This window comes from Sulfobacillus sp. TH-112, from assembly GCF_057473405.1.
Genome location: NZ_JBYCKN010000126.1, coordinates 22,805 through 41,758, shown reverse-complemented (window position 1 = coordinate 41,758; position 18,954 = coordinate 22,805). Strand labels below are relative to the sequence as shown.

At 51.4% G+C, this 18,954-nt stretch carries 15 protein-coding genes; 9 read left to right on the top strand and 6 right to left on the bottom strand.

The window, feature by feature from the left end; genetic code table 11:
- Together ACOJWD_RS08860 and ACOJWD_RS08855 are read left to right on the top strand one after the other, a co-directional pair.
- Positions 1-589, top strand: a 589-nt coding sequence (locus tag ACOJWD_RS08860) for an MFS transporter (protein ID WP_486992864.1), incomplete at its 5' end; no start/stop codon positions are given.
- A 607-nt stretch (positions 590-1,196) separates the two neighbouring features.
- On the top strand, positions 1,197-2,501 hold the full coding sequence (locus ACOJWD_RS08855) for a S41 family peptidase (protein ID WP_486992863.1): 1,305 nt from the start codon (positions 1,197-1,199) through the stop codon (positions 2,499-2,501).
- Between the two features lie 215 nt (positions 2,502-2,716).
- Here ACOJWD_RS08855 and ACOJWD_RS08850 read toward each other — a convergent pair whose 3' ends face one another.
- Positions 2,717-3,490: a GNAT family N-acetyltransferase gene (locus ACOJWD_RS08850; protein ID WP_486992862.1), complete on the bottom strand. Its 774-nt coding sequence runs from the start codon at positions 3,488-3,490 to the stop codon at positions 2,717-2,719.
- 187 nt (positions 3,491-3,677) lie between these two features.
- On the opposite strand from ACOJWD_RS08850, the gene ACOJWD_RS08845 reads away from it, so the two are divergent.
- The gene (locus tag ACOJWD_RS08845) at positions 3,678-4,082 is read left to right on the top strand and encodes a YggT family protein (RefSeq protein WP_486992861.1); all 405 of its coding nucleotides are present in this window, start codon (positions 3,678-3,680) and stop codon (positions 4,080-4,082) included.
- Between the two features lie 72 nt (positions 4,083-4,154).
- On the opposite strand, the gene ACOJWD_RS08840 is transcribed toward ACOJWD_RS08845, so the two are convergent.
- The gene (locus ACOJWD_RS08840; protein WP_486992860.1) at positions 4,155-4,718 is read right to left on the bottom strand and encodes a cysteine hydrolase family protein; all 564 of its coding nucleotides are present in this window, start codon (positions 4,716-4,718) and stop codon (positions 4,155-4,157) included.
- 174 nt (positions 4,719-4,892) lie between these two features.
- Between ACOJWD_RS08840 and ACOJWD_RS08835 the strand changes: the two genes are divergently transcribed.
- Complete coding sequence (locus ACOJWD_RS08835) at positions 4,893-5,846, top strand: phosphoribosyltransferase (RefSeq protein WP_486992859.1); 954 nt, start codon at positions 4,893-4,895, stop codon at positions 5,844-5,846.
- A gap of 412 nt (positions 5,847-6,258) precedes the next feature.
- Entirely contained in the window at positions 6,259-7,557 is a 1,299-nt protein-coding gene (locus ACOJWD_RS08830; protein WP_486992858.1) for an extracellular solute-binding protein, read from the top strand.
- Between the two features lie 229 nt (positions 7,558-7,786).
- On the opposite strand, the gene ACOJWD_RS08825 is transcribed toward ACOJWD_RS08830, so the two are convergent.
- Positions 7,787-9,523 (bottom strand): peptide ABC transporter substrate-binding protein, encoded by a 1,737-nt coding sequence (locus tag ACOJWD_RS08825; protein ID WP_486992857.1) that lies wholly within the window; start codon positions 9,521-9,523, stop codon positions 7,787-7,789.
- A gap of 231 nt (positions 9,524-9,754) precedes the next feature.
- Between ACOJWD_RS08825 and ACOJWD_RS08820 the strand changes: the two genes are divergently transcribed.
- The 3 genes from ACOJWD_RS08820 to ACOJWD_RS08810 all read left to right on the top strand — a co-directional run bounded on the left by ACOJWD_RS08820 (position 9,755) and on the right by ACOJWD_RS08810 (position 13,472).
- Positions 9,755-11,242 (top strand): peptidoglycan-binding protein, encoded by a 1,488-nt coding sequence (locus tag ACOJWD_RS08820; RefSeq protein WP_486992856.1) that lies wholly within the window; start codon positions 9,755-9,757, stop codon positions 11,240-11,242.
- Between the two features lie 248 nt (positions 11,243-11,490).
- Positions 11,491-11,997: a hypothetical protein gene (locus ACOJWD_RS08815; protein WP_486992855.1), complete on the top strand. Its 507-nt coding sequence runs from the start codon at positions 11,491-11,493 to the stop codon at positions 11,995-11,997.
- A 239-nt stretch (positions 11,998-12,236) separates the two neighbouring features.
- On the top strand, positions 12,237-13,472 hold the full coding sequence (locus ACOJWD_RS08810) for an MFS transporter (protein ID WP_486992854.1): 1,236 nt from the start codon (positions 12,237-12,239) through the stop codon (positions 13,470-13,472).
- Positions 13,473-14,066: 594 nt separating this feature from the next.
- Here the strand turns inward: ACOJWD_RS08810 and ACOJWD_RS08805 are convergent.
- Entirely contained in the window at positions 14,067-14,834 is a 768-nt protein-coding gene (locus ACOJWD_RS08805) for a hypothetical protein (protein ID WP_486992853.1), read from the bottom strand.
- Between the two features lie 499 nt (positions 14,835-15,333).
- Between ACOJWD_RS08805 and ACOJWD_RS08800 the strand changes: the two genes are divergently transcribed.
- Positions 15,334-16,413, top strand: coding sequence for a glycosyltransferase (locus ACOJWD_RS08800; protein WP_486992852.1), 1,080 nt, complete (start codon positions 15,334-15,336; stop codon positions 16,411-16,413).
- A 24-nt stretch (positions 16,414-16,437) separates the two neighbouring features.
- Here ACOJWD_RS08800 and murJ read toward each other — a convergent pair whose 3' ends face one another.
- The gene (gene murJ, locus ACOJWD_RS08795; RefSeq protein ID WP_486992866.1) at positions 16,438-17,967 is read right to left on the bottom strand and encodes a murein biosynthesis integral membrane protein MurJ; all 1,530 of its coding nucleotides are present in this window, start codon (positions 17,965-17,967) and stop codon (positions 16,438-16,440) included.
- Positions 17,968-18,678: 711 nt separating this feature from the next.
- Complete coding sequence (locus ACOJWD_RS08790; RefSeq protein WP_486992851.1) at positions 18,679-18,828, bottom strand: hypothetical protein; 150 nt, start codon at positions 18,826-18,828, stop codon at positions 18,679-18,681.
- Positions 18,829-18,954: the final 126 nt, after the last annotated feature.

The following is an 18,954-nucleotide window of genomic DNA, read 5'->3' as shown; positions in this document are numbered from 1 at the left end:
AATACCGTGGCTGATTCGCCTCATTCCCGTCATCTTAGCCACAAATTTTGCTTTTGCTGCAGCATTTACCATGTTGCCCTATTGGAGTCGGCATGTCCTTCACGGCAATGCCTTCATTTTTGGCGTGGTCGAAGCGAGCTGGGCCCTAGGAATGGTCATTGGCAGTGTGGGCGTGGGCCTTACCGCACGATTCAATCTCAATGCGGTCATTTGCGTCACCGGTATCGGACTAGGCGCGGGCGCCTTGGCCTTTGCCTTAAGCGGCTCCTCTCTCTTATCTATCGGTATTCTCCTAGTAACCGGCGTAGCCAATGGGATCGCGAACGCCCTCTTGTTTACCATGATGCAGCGCACCATTCCGGAACACATTCGCGGTCGAGCGTTTGGCCTTCTCATTTCCCTGATCACTATTTCTAGTCCCCTAGGGACTTTCCTTTCCGGGGCATTGCTCAATGTCCTTCCTCTGTGGTGGTCCTGGATATTAGCCGCTATCGCAGGAGTAGCGCTGGCAGTCTTAGCCTGGCGTTGGTTACCGAACGATCAGTCGCATGTATCCTCAAACTCCGTTGAGCTATCGGAAACCGTCTAAGCTCTCAAACGGACCACCTCGAATCTGACATCTATTCCCTTGACTATCCACCCTATCATTCCGGGAGACACCGAGACCTACCACACCATATCGGCAAGTTCTCTCACACAGGGATTCAAACTAGCTCTCCGATCCCAGATTAAGCCGTTACGCGCCAGCCATTAGTCGACACAACATCTCCCAGAACAAGGTACAGGGGCTTGCTGAATATTGGTCTGATTTAAGCCCACGAATTTCTCAGGCGTAGGACTGGGAAACCCACCTTTGCATGAAAGAGATATGCGACTATTTCAATTCGCGATCCGAAGATAAGCGCACCAGATGTCCCACCCTCCCGGCAAACGAAGGAGAATTCATCACCAACGGTTATTCACTACTGCACGTTCAACGAAACACGCCGGGCAAAAGGCTGTTGGAAAGTGTCTTCTTTTCCATGTATAGTTAAATGCGGCCGAGATTCCTATTGCACATCGGAAGCAATGACGCAACGAGCATCCCAGCTGAAATTGTGCAGGACACCGGTCACAATTTTCGATGTGACGGCGACCATAAATCATTGATAACTGCAGTAATTTAGAATATGGTTTTCATAATGAGGTGATCCCTAGTGTTAGCGACCCGAATCAGGGCGGTGGCCATCTTGAGTGTCATGGTCGCGACCATGTCTGTTTCGGTTATCGGATGCGGCTCATCAACCACGGCATCTCCGTTGACCTCGTCCAAACTCTCCCGACAGTTCACCGCTATAGCGAACTTTATCGCACAAAACCAACCCACGTTGCAACAACCCTCGACATTGGCACAATTTCGTCGCCGAGAAGACCGATTAGCGGTTCGGTTGCGGAAAAATCCCACCCAGTCGGCCTTGTGGGTGGCCGGAGCTCAATTGGCAGCGAGCCTGCATGATGCTCACACTGTCGTGAGTCCGCCAGAAGATCCCCACTCAACGTTGCCAGTAGCTTTTTTCTCGGTGGCGGGTGGTGTAGTGGCGGATCCAGTGCCAAACTATCACCTCGGGTTTAGACCAGGCGATCGCGTCCTGAAAGTCGGTCCATTGACCCCCACCGCCATTGTCCGACGCCTTAAGGCTGTGTTGCCGGGCAATGTCTACTGGCGCGAGAGTAACCTCACACCATATATGCAACGCTCTACGGTATTGGAGTGGCTGGGCGTCGTCCAGCACCACAAGGTTCACTTAACCCTGAGGACGCAGCACGGGCGAACGATCGCCGTAGAGGTTCCGTTAGTCACGATGACAGCGAGCCAAGCAGCCGATCCAGGTTTTCTTCAAGCTCGGTTTATCCTGAGCTATTTGGCGCCACTGACAATTCCTTCCAGCCAACAAAAGCCGGGCTATTTCTTCTTCTGGCAAGTAAACCGTCCAGCCGACTACGCGGTATTTTGGTTGCTTCAGTGCACAAACACACCTGCATACCGGGCGGCAGTACAGGAATTTTTCCATCGTGTCACCACGGAACATGTCACGCGAGTGGTTTTCGACTTGCAAGAAAATGGCGGTGGGAACTCCGATGTCATCAACTCATGGGAAGATAACCTCCCGTACTATGAGGGCCAACTCTATGTGCTCATTAATGGCAGTACGTTTAGTTCGGCGGTCTTGGTCAGTGATGTGTTAGCAACCCTCGACGACGCGATCCTCGTGGGCCAACCGAGCGGTCTGGGTTACTCAGGATACGGCAACGTAGTGGACAGGAAGATTGGCGGTCTGTATGTACAATCGTCCACCGTGCCCATCGAAGGGCCGAAAAACAGTCAAGCCACCGTCACCACACTAGTCCCGACGATTTCTGTTCCGGTGACGCTCGCTGATGTCTGGCGCCACACCAACCCCATCCAGCAGTGGTTATTGCACGGATTGGGTAAACGTCACATCGCCCCCATCAATCGGTGAATGCGAGCGGGGTTAACCTCCTCGTACGGATCAGAGGAACGCCATATCAAAACTTATCGGACAAGGTCATGCCGCGCCCATCGACCCGTGCTGTTCAATACCCTGGGGGTGCTACCAATCGCCCCGTCCTCTGTAATACCAAGAGGTTCTGTAGACAAAGCCCACCCCGCATGTGGGGTTAAGGCTCCTAAGGAGGGCTCCGTCGCAGTATCGCGTCATCTCGGTGAGTGGTATCCGCACGCTGTATGAAGTCGAAAAAATCCACACCTTTCTAATATCGGGCGACTCATCTGCCCGGCTGCATCCACCGTAAGCCATCGTTTGTCCGCGTTATAGGCATCTCGTGATCGCGCTTCAATCAGTGCCGTATAGGCACCCTGTCCACGAAATTCTGGTACTGTCGCTCCTCCCCAACATGAAGCAAATGCGCTCCCCTTTTCTAGATACATCCAGCCCGCACTGACGAGACGCCCCTCGACTCGTATTCCATAGAGACGAACATCGTTGCGATGGTGCATCACGTCCTGCTTAAGCGCATACCGCAAGGACCCGTAAGAGGTGTGCCAGATGGACTCTTCAAGATCAATTACCTCGTCCACCCCGTCGCTCGAATTCAAAGACTCCACTTGAAGTGCTGACGACGACGTCGCTGAAGACACATGCCCGTCAAGTGGTAAGATCATCACAGCTTCGGAATCCTCTGCGTGAAATCCTTCTCCTAAAAGCAGTTCTCCTAAGTTAGACGGAATATCAGTGTCATATACTTTCCACTCGAATTCTTGACCAAGACCACGAAAATATTCCACTTCTCGTTCAATAATACGGGACGCGTTGATCTCATCAAGGTGCGAACAGAGAATATAGCCCGACCTATTAAACTCCGAGAGAGACCGTACCACTTCGGCAGTCTCTTCTCGGCGATAGCCCTCAGTGACAAGATAATGTCGCATCTCACGATGATAGAGGTCTTGCAGATCCTGTGATGTCATGGTAACCCCTCCCATTCGCGATGGATAAACCGCACCCCGCATCGCGCGTTAACTACCGCGATTCTCCACTTCAAATCGAATTTCACAAAATCCCCTTCCGCGTCTGGCCCCCCAGATATTGATGCCTCATGAGCGAATCTTATACCAGCGAGTTTGAATTTACATGAACTTAAAGGAGGCTTACACGATGCCAATTGAAAATAATAGCAATGATACCACTCATCCTTCCACCATCGAGACCACGCGTACCGTAGAGACCGTAGATAACCGCTATGGGACGCCACAACGGGCCCGAGGGCAAATCATAGCGACCCGAGTGATCTGGCTCGTTGACGCCATCCTCCTCATATTATTAGCATTTCGATTTGTGTTGGCACTCATGGGAGCTGATCCTGCCAATCCCTTTGCGAACTTCATCTATTCGGTATCCTATCCCTTTGTCGCCCCATTTTTTGGCCTCTTCGGCTATCATCTCACCTATGGCATCTCTCAACTTGAAGTCTTCACCTTAGTCGCCATGGCGGTCTATGCCGTGATCGCCTGGATTATCGTTAAGATTGTCAACATTACTCGCACCAGCCCGACACCATAACAAATCACTACTCATCACAACGAGCGACCCCGCAGTCGCTCTTTTTTTCATTGCAGGCATTGTGATGCGTATTCACTCTAGTCGGGATATGAGGGTGCTCGTGTCCACCACCTCGGCAAACTCTCCATGTAGACTGGCTAAGTGGCTCGCATGAATGACCTCGGCAGAGAAGTCTTGCCCCCGATGATCGCACTTTCCGAAAGTCGCTGTGGCATCATCAATGACATAGCAGTGAAATCCCAAATTAGCGGCCATGCGCGTCGTGGTGGAGACACAGTGATCCGTCGTCAATCCCACAATGACCAACACGTCGTATCCATTCTGACGTAATCTTTTCTCGAGGTCAGTGCCGATAAAAGCACTATTCACCTGTTTCGTTATCACGGGCTCTTTGTCTAACGGCCGCACCACATCTTTAATCGCATACCCCGCATTGTTGGGATGGAGCGGGCTTAAGGCATCCGTCGACCGATGTTGAATATGATAGATCGGTCGATGAGTTGTCCGCCAAGACTTCAAAATCCGTGCCATGTTATCTTCCGCCTGCCAATTATTCCGCACACCCCAACGTGGAGCATCAAATCCTTTTTGAACATCAATAACCAGTAGTACGGCATTGATGGGCACCCTATCCATGTCTTTACCCCTCTCGTTTAGACGCTCAGATAATAGTTCTGAACACGTTATGGATCCCTACCCTTCCCGCCCCACGGCTCTCATCATCATGACGTATCGTTCCTAATCCGCTACAATCAAATGACAACGTTCGGCAAATTCAATGATCACTGCCTAGGGGTGGACAAAAACATCATGCCAGATTTCACGGTTTCTCATCGTCAGCGAATCGTTTATATGGACTATAACGCCATGGCATCGCGCATTGACTCCTATTGTGACATCATCCGATCGCAATTCGATGCGATTGTGGTCATTCTGCGTGGTGGGACATTTCTCGGATTGCAGCTGTCCTTTGGCACCAACCTTCCCGTCTATTTCCTCCAGTATAATCGGACCAACAACAGCCCATCATGGTTTAGCCCGCCAGTCCCTGCAGGAATGCGAATCTTACTCTGCGAAGATATTGCCGGTCGGGGGACCACCCTCATCCACTGTCGACAATTTCTCGAGTCGTCTGGCTATGCCGTGCAAAGCTTTGTGATGTTTCAAGATACCTATTCGTCCACTCGTCCCGACTACTGTTGTTATGAAACCAAAGATCCTCATAGTCACTTTGTACCACCATGGGAGCGCTATCGCATCAATTTGCTCACTAATCCCTCCCTAGCCGATGATGTCCCCGATCCCGACCTTTTTAAGACCGGATGGGATCTTGATGGCATTTTCCTCAGCGATCTCGACCCACTTGAGTGGGCCAAAGGGTTCCCCCACGCCCTGGCCACTAGGGATCTACTGCCCCTGGCCGAGGATGCACCCACGCTCCGTGCAGCAGACCTCATTATTACCGGACGTCCGGAAATGGATCGTGCGCGAACGACCCAATGGCTCCATCAGCAGGGACTAAGCGCGCCATTATATCTGCGGAATGACGGCATTGAATTTCCCAGTGCACTTACAACCGCACAGTGGAAGGGAGCCACCGCCATCGCCCTTGGATGTACCCACTATGTTGAAAGCGAAGCCGCCCAAGCCATTCACATGGCGTCCCTCTTTCCCGAACTACAAGTCTCTTGGTGGAACCAGGGGCAGCCTGTCATAATCAATGCCTCTCTAGCACAAGAGAAATTGCGTCTTCCGGTGCAGTGATAGACCCGCCATCGATCACGAGGACTTGTTCAATTTGCGCAAACTTGAGGTCAGGTATCGATGGGAGACCTCTCCTGGATAAAGAGAGAAGCCTTGTTCTCTTGCGCGTTTCCATCCTCAGTGACCTCAAAAAGAATGGATTTGAAGACCCGTTATCGTCGTGACGGTCTCTTGCGACCAGGACGGCCAAATGCCACAGTCACGGCTATCCTTTTCACACTCTGCGGTAGACTACGTCTCGAAATTCGATCGCCCTAAGTCTTCACACAAATTTAACCCAAACTTCACAGAACGACACGATAGCCCTGGTAATCTAATGAAAGAAATGTCATTTCACTAGGATCGTCCTGATTGGGTGGACCGTGTTGGTGTAGAGTTCACTCCACAGCTCATAAATAGAAGGAGATAATCCATGACATCACGAAAATCTACGGCCTTATTGATCGGTTCTCTGGGATCGATGGCTATCCTATTGAGTGGATGTGGGCAGAGTAACAGCGCAGCGTCAAGTGCTACAACAAAGACAGATACCGTTACCATTTCCTTTATGCAACGCGAATCGACCTCAACCTTAAAACCCTACCTTATCCATTTGACCAATCAATTTATGAAATTACATCCTCACGTGAAAGTTAACTTAATATTTGAACCCAATAGTTCTACCCTGCATACCGAAGAAGAAGCCGCCATTGCCGCCAAAAATGCTCCCACATTGGGGCAAGTTGGCGGAGGATGGGCACAAGCCTATGCTGATTCTGATGCCATCGTGCCCCTCACTGCGTTCATCCACGGAAAAGACGGGCTCACACCGGCGCAAATTTCCGATATTTGGCCCGGGATGTATCAAGAAGCCCATCTCACCAACGGCGACGTCTGGATGTGGCCATTTAACCAAAGCGTCTGGGTCATGTACTATAACAAGCAATTAGTGCAGAAATTGCATCTTTCCGTCCCCAAAACTTGGCCACAATTCCTCAAAGTCGCAGACGATATTCATGCCCCGAACACTTGGGCACTCAGTATTGATCCAAACGACATGGGGGAAGATCTGGCCCTCATCATGGCAGAGGCCTACGGGTCTCCCATTATAAAAAACGGGGAGCCGAACTTCGATACCTCAGGCGCAAAAGATGCCCTTTCACTAATGGAAAAACTGTACGCTTCCGGGGAGATGAAACTCGGCACGGACTATCCCGGTGAAGTCGCTTTTGGTTCGCAACACGCCGTGTTTCATATTACCACCACGGATGGCTACTACTATGACTTAGCGTCGGCGGCGGGAAAATTCACTATTGCCACCGCTCCCATCCCGGAAGGTCCCAATGGGGACGTAGGCAACATGCTGGGGGGAGACAATCTGGTCATTTTTTCTCAAGCAAGTAAGCCCCAACGCCAGGCGGCCTGGACCTATATGAAGTGGCTCACCGAGCCTCAACAGACCGCCTATTGGGGAACGCACACGGGGTACCTTCCCGTCACCAAGACGGCAGTTCCTCTCATGAAGCAGTACCTCGCGACTCACCAGTATAAGGAAGTAGGGATGAGCGAACTTGGTAGCGCACCCCCAGAACCTGAAGTCACCGACTTCACTGAAGGAGCCGATGATTTCGGCGATGCGTTACAAGAGGTCTTAATCAATCACGAATCCATTGCGCGAGCGCTCAATACGGCAGAACAGCAAGCAAAACAATCGATGAGTGCCTCGAATTAACCCGCCATTTGGGGATCCCAAGGGTTCACTAGCGCAGGTGCTCGGGTCTCATGCAGGACGACACGACACCTAGCGCCTCACCAATAATAAGAAGGGCCCATAGCGCACTGCTACGGGCCCCTCTTCAATGCGGATCACATATCAAGCATTGCTAACCATTCGTGCAGGCATCCGCCACGCGTCGACCGGACCGGTGGAGGAAAAACCATGGCCCGGTTCCGCAGGTAGCCTATGAATTCGATATCCACCAGTATTGCGGTTGAATCCCTCCTGTGAGGGCGTTGGTGTACTTAAAGGAATTGTGCACCGTTTTGGCATTCACTTGCAAGGTCGCCGTTTGGTTCAACCATAGCACGGGCAACTCTTTGGCGGTAAAGTACTCATACTGATAGAACGCGTTCATTGTCTCCGCCGTGGTCGCATAGGGCTGATGGGTCGCATTAATCAAGGAATTTTCTTCAGCGTTGTTCCATCCGAAGGGTGCCGCGGCGGCCGTATCAAAGAAGCTCCCACCTGTCGGATATGATCCTCCATAAATCCACCCAGTACCACCAATGGCTGCCCATTGCGATGCTGTCGACGGCGAGGAATTAATCCCTTCCAACGTCGCAAAAGGCTCTGACTTCAAGGTAATCTTCACACCCATTTTTCCCCAGTCTTGCTGAATGAGCGCCATTTGATTATCGGTCGACGTCGTACCCCCTGCATAGGTTAGGGTAAACTCCAGTTTCTTGGTCCCTTTCGTCATGACGCCGTTGACTTCATGCCAGCCATGGGACTCCAGCAGCTTTCGAGCCGCGGTAATGTTGTACGGATAGATGGGCTTATTAAGTTTGGGATCAAGAAACTTGGTTTTCGGAATGGTCGGGATGGGGCCATAGGTCGGTGGACCAAACCCTTCGAAAATGGCAGAATTCATGGCTGGTTGGTCGATCCCCATTTGCAGGGCTTGACGCACATAGAGCTTGGAAAAAATCGGCCCCATGCCACTTTGCGCTTGAGGCAACATGTTGAGACTCAGATAGTTAAAAGCCAGTGCATAGGTGGGACGAATGACATTGGTACTCAGCAATTCACCGCGAGCGCCATATTCCGAATTATCCAGGTATCCAACCTGCACGGTACCGGTTTTGAGTGCAGCAAATTCCGCGGCATTCGATCCCTCATATGCCATGACAAATTTATTCACATACGGCTTCTGACCCGCGTAGGTAGGATTCGGAACCAGCGTCCACGATTGATTGGCGATAGCACTCTCGAGCTTAAACGGGCCATCGACAACACTATCGAAATTGGGGTCCGTTCCCTTGGCACCGAGGTATTCCACTTCCTTCACAATGTTGGTGGGATATTTGTCCCAGACTTGGGCTGGCATGGGAGTCAGTTGGCTAATGCCGTTGTAGATAAACCACTCTTGGTTTACCGGGGCCTTGAGGGTCATAGTAAATTCATATTTACTGTTCATAGTTATGCTCTTGACACCGTCGGGTACGTCGCCGTAGGTCGAGCCGCCGGCCCACGGATTGGGCGCATTCGGCTGTGAAATTTCTTTATCCACTTGCCAAGCAAACTCAATATCTTTAGTGGTCACCGGTACGCCGTCCGACCATTTCCACTTAGGATTTAGATAGATATGATAGACTGTACCCTCTTTATTATAGGTAATTTTGTCGGCAATGGACTGGTGATAGTTAATGTTATAGGCGGTATTAATCATTAGGAGGGGCTTATACAGTTGGTTCACGAGCTGATAGTTTTGGAGTAAATCATAGGCTCCCGGAGTATATGGAAAATACCAATTGATGTTCGTTTGAGGAGTCAGTGCCCAGACAATCGTTCCACCTTTTTGCGGCTGTCCAGCGGCACTAGCGCTGGAAGAGTGTATAGGACTTGCCCCACAACCGGCAATAATCGCTGTCATCGATACCGAGAGCGCACTGGCCATCATAATCTTGTTTAATTTCACACGATAAAACTCCCTTCCCTTGGACCTAGAGTGATCGCCAATAGCGATAAGTCAAACAATTTCGCCAAGAGCAAGGAAAATCCTGCTTGAGAGACCGTATTCGTCGTGGGATTCTCTGATATCGCCGCTGTCACCGCGACTATTTTCCAAATTTCTTCGTCGACTCACGTCACCTCCTGGGTGATCTCCCCATACCATATTCCATATTTTACCATATAGGAGGAGTTTCCGATGGCCTTATTTGAAACAACCTATGCTCCTTATGTCCCCTTCGGCAGTCGAACCCTAACCCGCGGCATCCACGGAACCGACGTCGCTATCGTGCAGACCGTCTACAATTTAATGCTAAAAAGCATGAACCCCCCGCAAGGGCCAATGGGTTCTCCCATCGCTATCACTTGCCGCTATGACGCGCCCACCGCATTCGCGGTAAAGAATATTCAATCATATTTTGGTCTCGCGATTGATGGTATCGTAGGAAAAGAGACCTTTCTGGTGTTCGGCCAAGACACCCATTTACATGGTGCCGATGCGCCTTCCTATGGACGCCGCACGCTATTACTCGGCGACCAGGGTAGTGATGTCCTTATCCTACAAAACCGCCTTAATTGTTTTCGTTATGCCAATATTGTCGGTAGCCCTGCGACGGGGCAGTTCGATGAGCCCACCGCCTCTGCCGTACTCGCTTTTGTGCATGACGCTATCTCGCATGGCGATCTAGGAATTCCCCAAAAACCAGTGGCTAGCGATGGATTCTATGACGCTAGTTGGTTGTATACCTTTGCCGGGGGACGCCCCTTGTCCATAGGGCGAAATGGTTTTGACGTGGTATTCGTTCAATTCCTTCTCGAGAGATTGGGCTATTACCATGCACGAATCAACGGGTACTTCGGATCACGGATGCAATCTGCCGTGAAATCCTTCCAGAACGCTCACAAGATTTCCTGCGATGGAATCATTGGTCCTCAAACTTACTATGCTATAGGTCTAAGCAATGACCAAAGTGCTCCCTCTCCGTTCGCCATCGAATGGCCGACCACCGTTCCATCCTCCTGCCTCAACGGCGTGGATAATAATGTCGACCTTTCCTCCATTGCGCAATGCTTAGCTAATCAGGGTTACTCCTTCGTCCTGCGATATTTGGGCGGGCCGTGCTACGATGCCGGCATTCCTGTGACTCGCGTGGAAATTGAGGCGCTACTGAATGCGGGTCTCATGATCGGGACCATCTATAGTGGGGCCAATAGCGTCAGCGCCTATACCTGTGGGTGTCAAAGTCTAGGGCAAGGACAATTAGACGGTGAAAGCGCCGCTCAGTTAGCAGCATCTGTGGGTCAACCACTCGGATCCGCCATCTACCTCGATCTACAATCAGACCAAGTAAGCCCAGAATCTGATTGGTTGTCCTATGTCGAGGGATGGACCACCACTGTGGCAGCGCAAGGATACTTACCCGGAGTGTATTCTTCTCGCACGCAACTAGAGGTAATCCAGTGCCAACCCTTTGGGGGAAGCGCCCTTTTATACTGGGTCGCCCATTGGATTACCGTAGGCCCTCTCGATCCCCCTCCCTGCCCAGATGAAGAATTCACTAATGCGGCCCTCTGGCAATATTCTGATGGCACCACCATCTGCGGCATTTCCGGGTTCGATATCGATAGTCTCGAAAATGACGCTGGTCTGTTCGACGAAATTTCCCCGGGTACCACAAAGATCTAGTGCAGAGTGCATACTCCCATCGCCACTGGCCGTCCCAAGGGATCGTCCTAAGGTCGGCTAAAATACCCAGTTTAAGTTCCCGGGACCGGCCTTTATCCCGAGGCGCCGACTTCGGAGGGACAGTGGGTTCCATGTGACAAGTTACAGCGGAATTATGAGACGCAACACGAGACTGCACACTGCTACCGCCGCAGAGTATAGTCCAGGCGATAGACGTTTTCTAGACATGTAAGAACGGAGGCAGTCATGTGATGCATCTGATGCGATGGGCCATAACGGGAATGACATTACTGGTTGCAGGAGCGATAAGCTCTCCAGTGTCAGCGGTCACCATTATCGGGGGAGGAGGGGGTGGGGGCGGGTCGTCCCCAGCGGCACTCACCGTGAACTACATTAGCCAACCCACTCAGACCCCTGCCACCTACAGCTATACCATCAAAGTGTCCGGATTAGTCTATTCATCCGGATCTGGAGATTATATAACGTTCACGGACAATAGTGGACATTTCCCGGTTGACAATGCGGGTAGCGCGATTTTCGTCGACTCCTATGGCCTCAATGCCTCCATCCCGAACTACCTGACAGTCACCGAATACAATAGCAGCGGCAACGAAATCGCCGTCTCGGCGCAATATACTCTCTTTAAGGGACTCCCCTACGGCCAATTACCCGAAACCCCATGGGCCGGCGCTCTCCCTTTGATTGGGCTCGGTGCAGGTATTTGGTTCTGGAAAAGGCAGTCTGTGAGACACTAGCTATCCTTCCCCTCACCCTCCAGTTCCTTGGAGGGTGAAATTTTTCTCCCTCTCGTTCGCCATGCCACCAGTTAAGGTCCCGCGTCATTTCCCCGAAAACACACCTTCAACATCGCTACGGCGGAGAGGGTTACTTTGTCGCTGTGCACCCCTTCATCCATTCCATAATTACCCTGTAGAAGGGACAGTCCGTGGTTCGATACGGTAGAACCCATCCGCCAATCGGAAGGAGTCTTCCTATGTCTCGTGGTGCCGCGCCATCCCTTTTAATTCTTGCCTGTACCGGTTTTTTCGCCATGACCCTTAATTGGTTTGACATGAGTGCCGGATTCCCGACACTGTCGCATCACTTTCACCTCAGTGTGCGCGGTTTTTCCTTCATTATCGCAGCGTTTCTCATAGGTTATGGGGTATTTCATATCCCCTCCGGGATGTGGTTACGGCGCTATGGTATTCGACGCATTGTCCTAGTGGGGCTCATAGGGGAATCTCTGATGGCGGTGCTCAGCGGATTTCCCCCCAGTGTCCCCGTGATTTGGGTGCTCAGATTCTTCGCAGGTGGCGGAGCCGCCATGGTCGCTGGTGCAGAATTAACCTTAGTGACCACCCTCTTTCACCCTAACCACTTGGCCCGGGCCCAAGGTCTCGCCGCGGGTGCGGCCTATGGATTGGGGGCTCTCACTGGACTCTGGTTGTGGAGTCCCCTGGTACAACACTGGGGCATGGCCAACGCCTTCATGCTGGCCGGCGCAATAGGACTGGGAGTGGCCAGTCTGCACTGGATTGCACTCCCTAAAGAGCTCCCACACACCCCCCACCATGATTCGTATGTTGCCCTCAAACGAGTGCTGCGGCAAAAAAACTTATGGTGGATAGGGCTTGGTTCGATGGGCGGCTATGGAGCCTACTTCACGGTGTCGCAAATCGGTGCAGCCACCATCGCGTCAACCTTCCACGTGCATAGCAGCACCGCACTCTACGGAGGTGTCATGCTCGCCACGGGAGTGGTCGGTGCCCTTATTGGCGGATACTTATCCGATCGACACCATACACGGAAGTGGCTCATACTGGGGCCGGGTCTTGCCATCGGTATCTGGATTATCATTTTTCCACATCTCAGTGCAGCGTTTGTACTACCGGGGTTTATGGTCACTGGATTTCTTAGTATGCTACCTCGGCCCGCATACGCTGCCGTTCCAGGCGACGATATCCGGTATATTCCGCTCCATGATGTAGCAACTGCGGAGGGATTAATCTTTACCTTCTTAGCGATTGGGGGCGCCCTCCTTCCCATCCTATTTGGCGCCACATCATGGGCTTTTGGAGATTCGGTGGGATGGAACGTACTCGGAATAGCGGTGCTCTTGTGCACTCTATTCGCATGGCCAATTCAAGACGCATGGGCATCTACCCGAAATCCATCGGTGTCATCAAACTCCACCGAATCATCGCTGTCACCTCTTCCCCATGACTAAAGGGCCGCTTGTTCGTCCGTGCACGTATTGCGGGTTGAGGATCCCAAAGTAAAATTGGCGCGCGTCCCACATAAGAGTGTCTGGATGGCCTCGCGACCATTTTTTCAGGGCCACCGACCTTTGAAGCACGGCATTCCCGACCATAAGTCGGACAGTGCCTAGCCGATGTCAATTCTTTCCTTGTCTATGCCGCGCACCCAGTCTACTCTTTGGGCGCCCATGAAAACTTGGGATAGGGTACGTTTCGGCTGTAATTTTACATTAGTCATCGTTAAGAATTCCCTGCGACGATCATCTAGGCTTTTTCTCGCCCCGGACGATAAGAGACCGAAACGGGGCTGGTCTTTATATTCATGACATTTTACAACCTCGGCGAAGGTACATTCCTGCGTCCACTTTCTTCCCCTGGTGACAGAAGATGGGCGAATACGACGTGTAAGCATCACTACCTTGTTCAAATCTCCGCCTTGAACCTCACAAACCACCTGGGACGTCCCATAAAGAGTAGGGACTTGGGTAGATAGCGATGCTGACCGGGAAACGATTACGGTCGATATCGGGATGGCATTCCGGTCCCCATAACCCCAACCCCACTTATCCTCGCTTGATCGACAGCACCTCATACATTCGATTAGCTTCACGCGTCACTACGACCACAGCTACATGGTGTTGATATCGCACCCTGACAGAAAGAATGTTCGAGGCGACTTCCGTGTTGTTCACAATGTGTCCATGAGTTACACCGTATGCGTGGAGTGCTTCATTGACCACACCGGGCACGGTGTATTGCCATGCTTGCAGGCGAAATACCGTGCCAAGGAGGCTTTCGGGTGCCATGTGAAGGCCGGTAATCGCATGATGCTCTACCGTCATAAACCCATTTTCGTAGCCGATACTTTGGGTTGCGGGTTCATTGACATACCATACTGCCGCTTCCACATAAAATTTGTCCGCCGATACCGGATAGAGCGTAAGCAACTGTGCCAGATGGACGTTCCTGTACGACGTCACCCACGACGAATAGGTCAAGTGTTGGCGTAAGGTTGGGGAGAGCAAATGATAGGCTTGTTGCTCACCGACAGCGACGGAATAGGTCTCGCCTATCTCCCGAAAATCCTGCCAATATGTATAAATCACGTGGCTCGCGGAATTCGAGGCGATGTGAGAGGTGCTTAGTGGGGATTGCAACAGGGGGAAAATCTCGGACGTATCCCATTTGCGCAACGTATTGTGAGTCGTCACCGCAAGGGATTCGTCATGAGATGATGGCATCGACGCATGACCGACACCACAAGCAGTGAACCCTACCAACGCAAGTATTCCAAAAAGACTCGGAATAATGGCACGAAAACGCTTAGACATTGCAGAGCCTCCTACAGGCATTAACGTCAGGAAACTCCGGCAAGTTACCGAACTCGGAATCAAAACACACGTACTTCCATGGACCACAGGCACTATTGCGATAATTGGAGGAACAGCCACATGGTTCCTTGTTCCACTTCAACCATCGTGCGCTGCATCGGGGTTTTCCGCGTTTCCCGAAATACCGCTCCCACTGCAACAACAGATTATTTGGCCCTTATGATCCTACATCTTCCATGGGCACAGAAACCTGGTGGCCGGTTACCGATGGATTTGACAAGTCGTTACTTTCGCAGGTAAGGAAGGTTGACGGTAGAATAGCAAATGCTTCTCTTAATAGTTACCTCGATCGGAGCCCCCATGTATCACCGAACCCAGTGCATGCTTTGCCCGCCCAACGCCCGACCACCTTCTGTTCGTCATCAATAGCTTGGATTTCATCACAGATTACGGGTGCCCTTATCTTAGAAATAGATGATATACGTCGGAGGTAACTCCGATGTGTTCGCCCCGTGTGCGTCAGAAAAAAGTGTGGGTGAGTCGCCATGACTTGGGATATCATACAGCTATGAACATCTCCATTGCCATGGCGACCTACAATGGTGCAGCCTATCTAGTAGAGCAGTTAGACAGTCTCGCCAAACAAGATTTGATACCATTCGAATTGGTTATCAGTGATGATCTGTCAACCGACACTACCCTCGAGATTGTGAAGGAATTTAAAAAAACTGCACCCTTCCCGGTTGTCATTCTGGAAAATCAAGAACGGCTCGGCTACGTCGCTAACTTTCTGCGAGCTGTCGCCCATTGCCAGGGTGACTACATCAGCTTTTGTGACCAAGATGATGTCTGGTTTGCCCAAAAACTTGCACTGGTATCGAACACGCTTGTAAAACATCAGGCACTCATGGTGATACATACTGCACGACTTACCAACCAATGTTTGGAGCCTCTGGGTAGTGTCCTTCCTGTGATATCGCATACCACCATCCTTCGCCCTAATCGTTTGGACGGTGGGCCACTAAAAACCTTCCCGCTGGGCTTTTGCCTCACCTTTCACCGCTCTGTCCGCGACATTGTCATACCCGCCCTCGTGACCTATCCGGAAGAATATCAGCATTACTTTGGTCACGAACAGCCGTTTCATCTCATTTCCCGCTCCCTAGGGCCGGTGGCGTATCTGACCACTCCCCTGGCGTGGTATCGACGCCACGAGAACAATGCCAGTGCTGGGCGAACCCAAGAATCCCCGCAAAAAAACGGTGCCCAAGAATATGCGGCCTATGCACACCACCAATATATCTACAGCCAATTTCTTGAATGGCTCGCTGACCGAGTGACCGCCGAGAGCAGTGATACTCAGTACAAGACATCTCAGTGGCTCAACCATCTCTCAGCCATTCATGCGCACCATGCCCAATTGATGGACGAACGCGCCGCTTATTATGAAAGCCAGCAGATCACGACAAAGGTCCCACAACTTTTTTCTCTCGTACGCCGATCCGCCTACTCCTCGCGCGCCCGGGGTGGACTCGGTGCTAAAAGCCTACTGAAGGATCTAGCTCACCTGCTGCGCTAAGCGGTCTCTCCCAGTCATTTGGCATTATGCACGCCGCATACGTGTCCTCAGAAGAGAGGTCAATTGGTCCAGCGTAGAGTTCTTCCCAAGGCGCAGAACGCCCAGAAATATTAATCCTGAAATCATTACTTCCCCACCAAGCCGTAACGCCACCAGCCACTCGGAACGCGGAAGAGGACCAAATAAATGGCTAAGAGCGACTAACACCACCACCATCATGCCCCCACCCACCATAATCGGAGCGATAATGCGACTCCAACTAATGCCACTCAAGTATCCATACTTGTGCAGCCGATACGCTAAAAGTCCTGCATTAATCCAATTGGCGATGCTGGTAGACAGTGAGAGCCCTTGCGCTGCCAAGGGATGCACTAAGGTTAGGTCGCCAGCGACGTTACACAATATCCCGATAATCCCCAAAAACGCCGGGACTTTCGTGTCCTTCATGGCAAAAAATAGATTGCGAAAGTACAATGTCAGCCCGAACCCTGGAATACCCAGTCCAAATGCGAGTAACGTGCCTGATGTCAGCCTGGTTGATCGGCTGGTAAATGCCCCATGTTGGAACAACACGACGAGAATCGGAACCCGCAATACGGTAAACCACACCGTCACGGGAACCAGGACCAGTAATACGATTCCGAGTCCTTGGTGTACCAGCCGAGTGAAACCGACACGGTCAGATCTCGCATGATATTGTGATAGCCGTGTTAATAACGGCGTCACTAAAGGCGTGAGGAATAACGTTAGCGGGACTTGGACGAGCGTAAACGAATAGTTGATAGCCGCTATACTGCCTGTGATAAGCCACGAGGAGAGAACCCGATCCACAATGATTTCAATACTGTTCACGGACGAATTCACAATGTAGGGCAATGACATGCGGCCCATCTTTCGTAGCAATGGGTGATCAAATCTCCCCGGCCACGCCAACTGAATGTGAGCTCGACGTAGCGGTGGGACCAAGACAAAGATTTGTGCAAACATAGCGACCGTAAACCCGATTGCGACCCCTTCGATATTCCACCAACGACTGAGGACGACAATGCCGATAATGCGGATGATATTTTGAAGAACGGGGATAGACGCTGGTGCTCTGTACTGGTCTCGTTCTTGCAGTATTCCACTAAAAAACCCTGCCACCGCTTGCACCACCAGCGTAGGTGTCACTATCCGTGCCAACACAATCGTTAGTTTCAAGAGAGAACCGTGAAATCCGGGCGCTAATAAATGCGACAGCGTAGGGGTCACGATCTCGGCGATCACCGTGATGACAAAGGCGATTACTGACACAGCCCAAAAGGCCTGGCGCACAAATAACTCTTGGGACTCCGCGGAATGATTCTCCCGAGCTTCCGCCATTAAGGGTACGGTCGTAGAGGAAATCGCCCCTCCAATCGCTCCGAACAATAAGTTGGGAAGTACTGATGCAATAAGCCACGCATCATTTGAGGCCAACGTCCCAAATTCTAAGGCCATCGTAAATTGACGAATAAATCCCCCTAACTTGCTAATTAAGGAGAAGATAAAAACGGTCGTCGCCGACCGTGTTATGCTCGGCCTTTTAGACGAAGGAATATCTTGGTCCAGATGCCTTTCCCTCCCATGCCGTCACCTGTCGAATCCCGTACACGTTGATTTAGATTATCACATTTTACTCGGTTTACTCGACAGACCCATGGACTTATCTTCTGCATTCACAAGACCTATCGACATGCAACACGGATGATAAGCATATACCGCACCCAGAGACGCGAATCATCAAAAAGAGTGTTTTCTTCACTCCTTTCGTAAGGTCTATGGTGCTTTGGACATGACTGCCAGCACCTATTCAAGATCCGACCGAGTGTCGAGTACTCGCCCCATGGCTTCGCTCAATAAGACAAACCAACAGGTCATTGCTGCAGATGATGTCCGCGACTCCTCCCGCAATAGACGAGATCGCAAAAAGAAAATATCCCCATCGTCCCGTTGGGATTATGCGACGGACGCCAAGCGTCCATTCGCGCAAAGAATTTTCGCAAGATACAAATCAACCAACCGATGAGAAGGCATTATAGAAGATGTTAGCGGCCGGTACAAGAGGGAGCGGGCGATGGGAGATTGGGTGCAGATCGCGAGAATCAGCAACAAGACGGTGCCATGAATTCTGTGTACAGTGCGGCAAGGAATCATAACTTTGGACACCATTGGGCTCGGAATAAAGGAAACACTCATGAGCGCAAATGGCCCTGTAGCCATCGGGGCTGTCAAGAGTATAGCTCCCTATTGCACCATGTCGTTCTCCCGGAACCGGATATCTTCGGCCAAAAATTCGAAGAAGAGACCTTGGTCGAAGTGATTCCACATCCCATTGTAAAATCGGCCAATGAGGTGGACATTCTGGTTTGCCAACACATTTTCACCTCTCGCCATCGTTCTTGGTTTCCCTCCTACAGCATATTCCGAGTCCGGGAGGAGCCACTACTGTTTGCGGCGTATAAGCTCCCGCATGCCGTCGGTTACCTCCGTGACGCAATACCGCGGGTTATCTGGTCAGGT

Bases quoted from the DNA above. Each gene is read 5' to 3' on its own strand.
- ACOJWD_RS08800 (WP_486992852.1), top strand. From the start codon at position 15,334: ATGTGTTCGCCCCGTGTGCGTCAGAAAAAAGTGTGGGTGAGTCGCCAT.
- ACOJWD_RS08830 (WP_486992858.1), top strand. From the start codon at position 6,259: ATGACATCACGAAAATCTACGGCCTTATTGATCGGTTCTCTGGGATCG.
- ACOJWD_RS08850 (WP_486992862.1), bottom strand. From the start codon at position 3,490: ATGACATCACAGGATCTGCAAGACCTCTATCATCGTGAGATGCGACAT.
- ACOJWD_RS08840 (WP_486992860.1), bottom strand. From the start codon at position 4,718: ATGGATAGGGTGCCCATCAATGCCGTACTACTGGTTATTGATGTTCAA.
- ACOJWD_RS08820 (WP_486992856.1), top strand. From the start codon at position 9,755: ATGGCCTTATTTGAAACAACCTATGCTCCTTATGTCCCCTTCGGCAGT.
- ACOJWD_RS08805 (WP_486992853.1), bottom strand. From the start codon at position 14,834: ATGTCTAAGCGTTTTCGTGCCATTATTCCGAGTCTTTTTGGAATACTT.
- ACOJWD_RS08835 (WP_486992859.1), top strand. From the start codon at position 4,893: ATGCCAGATTTCACGGTTTCTCATCGTCAGCGAATCGTTTATATGGAC.
- ACOJWD_RS08790 (WP_486992851.1), bottom strand. From the start codon at position 18,828: ATGGCGAGAGGTGAAAATGTGTTGGCAAACCAGAATGTCCACCTCATT.
- ACOJWD_RS08845 (WP_486992861.1), top strand. From the start codon at position 3,678: ATGCCAATTGAAAATAATAGCAATGATACCACTCATCCTTCCACCATC.
- ACOJWD_RS08810 (WP_486992854.1), top strand. From the start codon at position 12,237: ATGTCTCGTGGTGCCGCGCCATCCCTTTTAATTCTTGCCTGTACCGGT.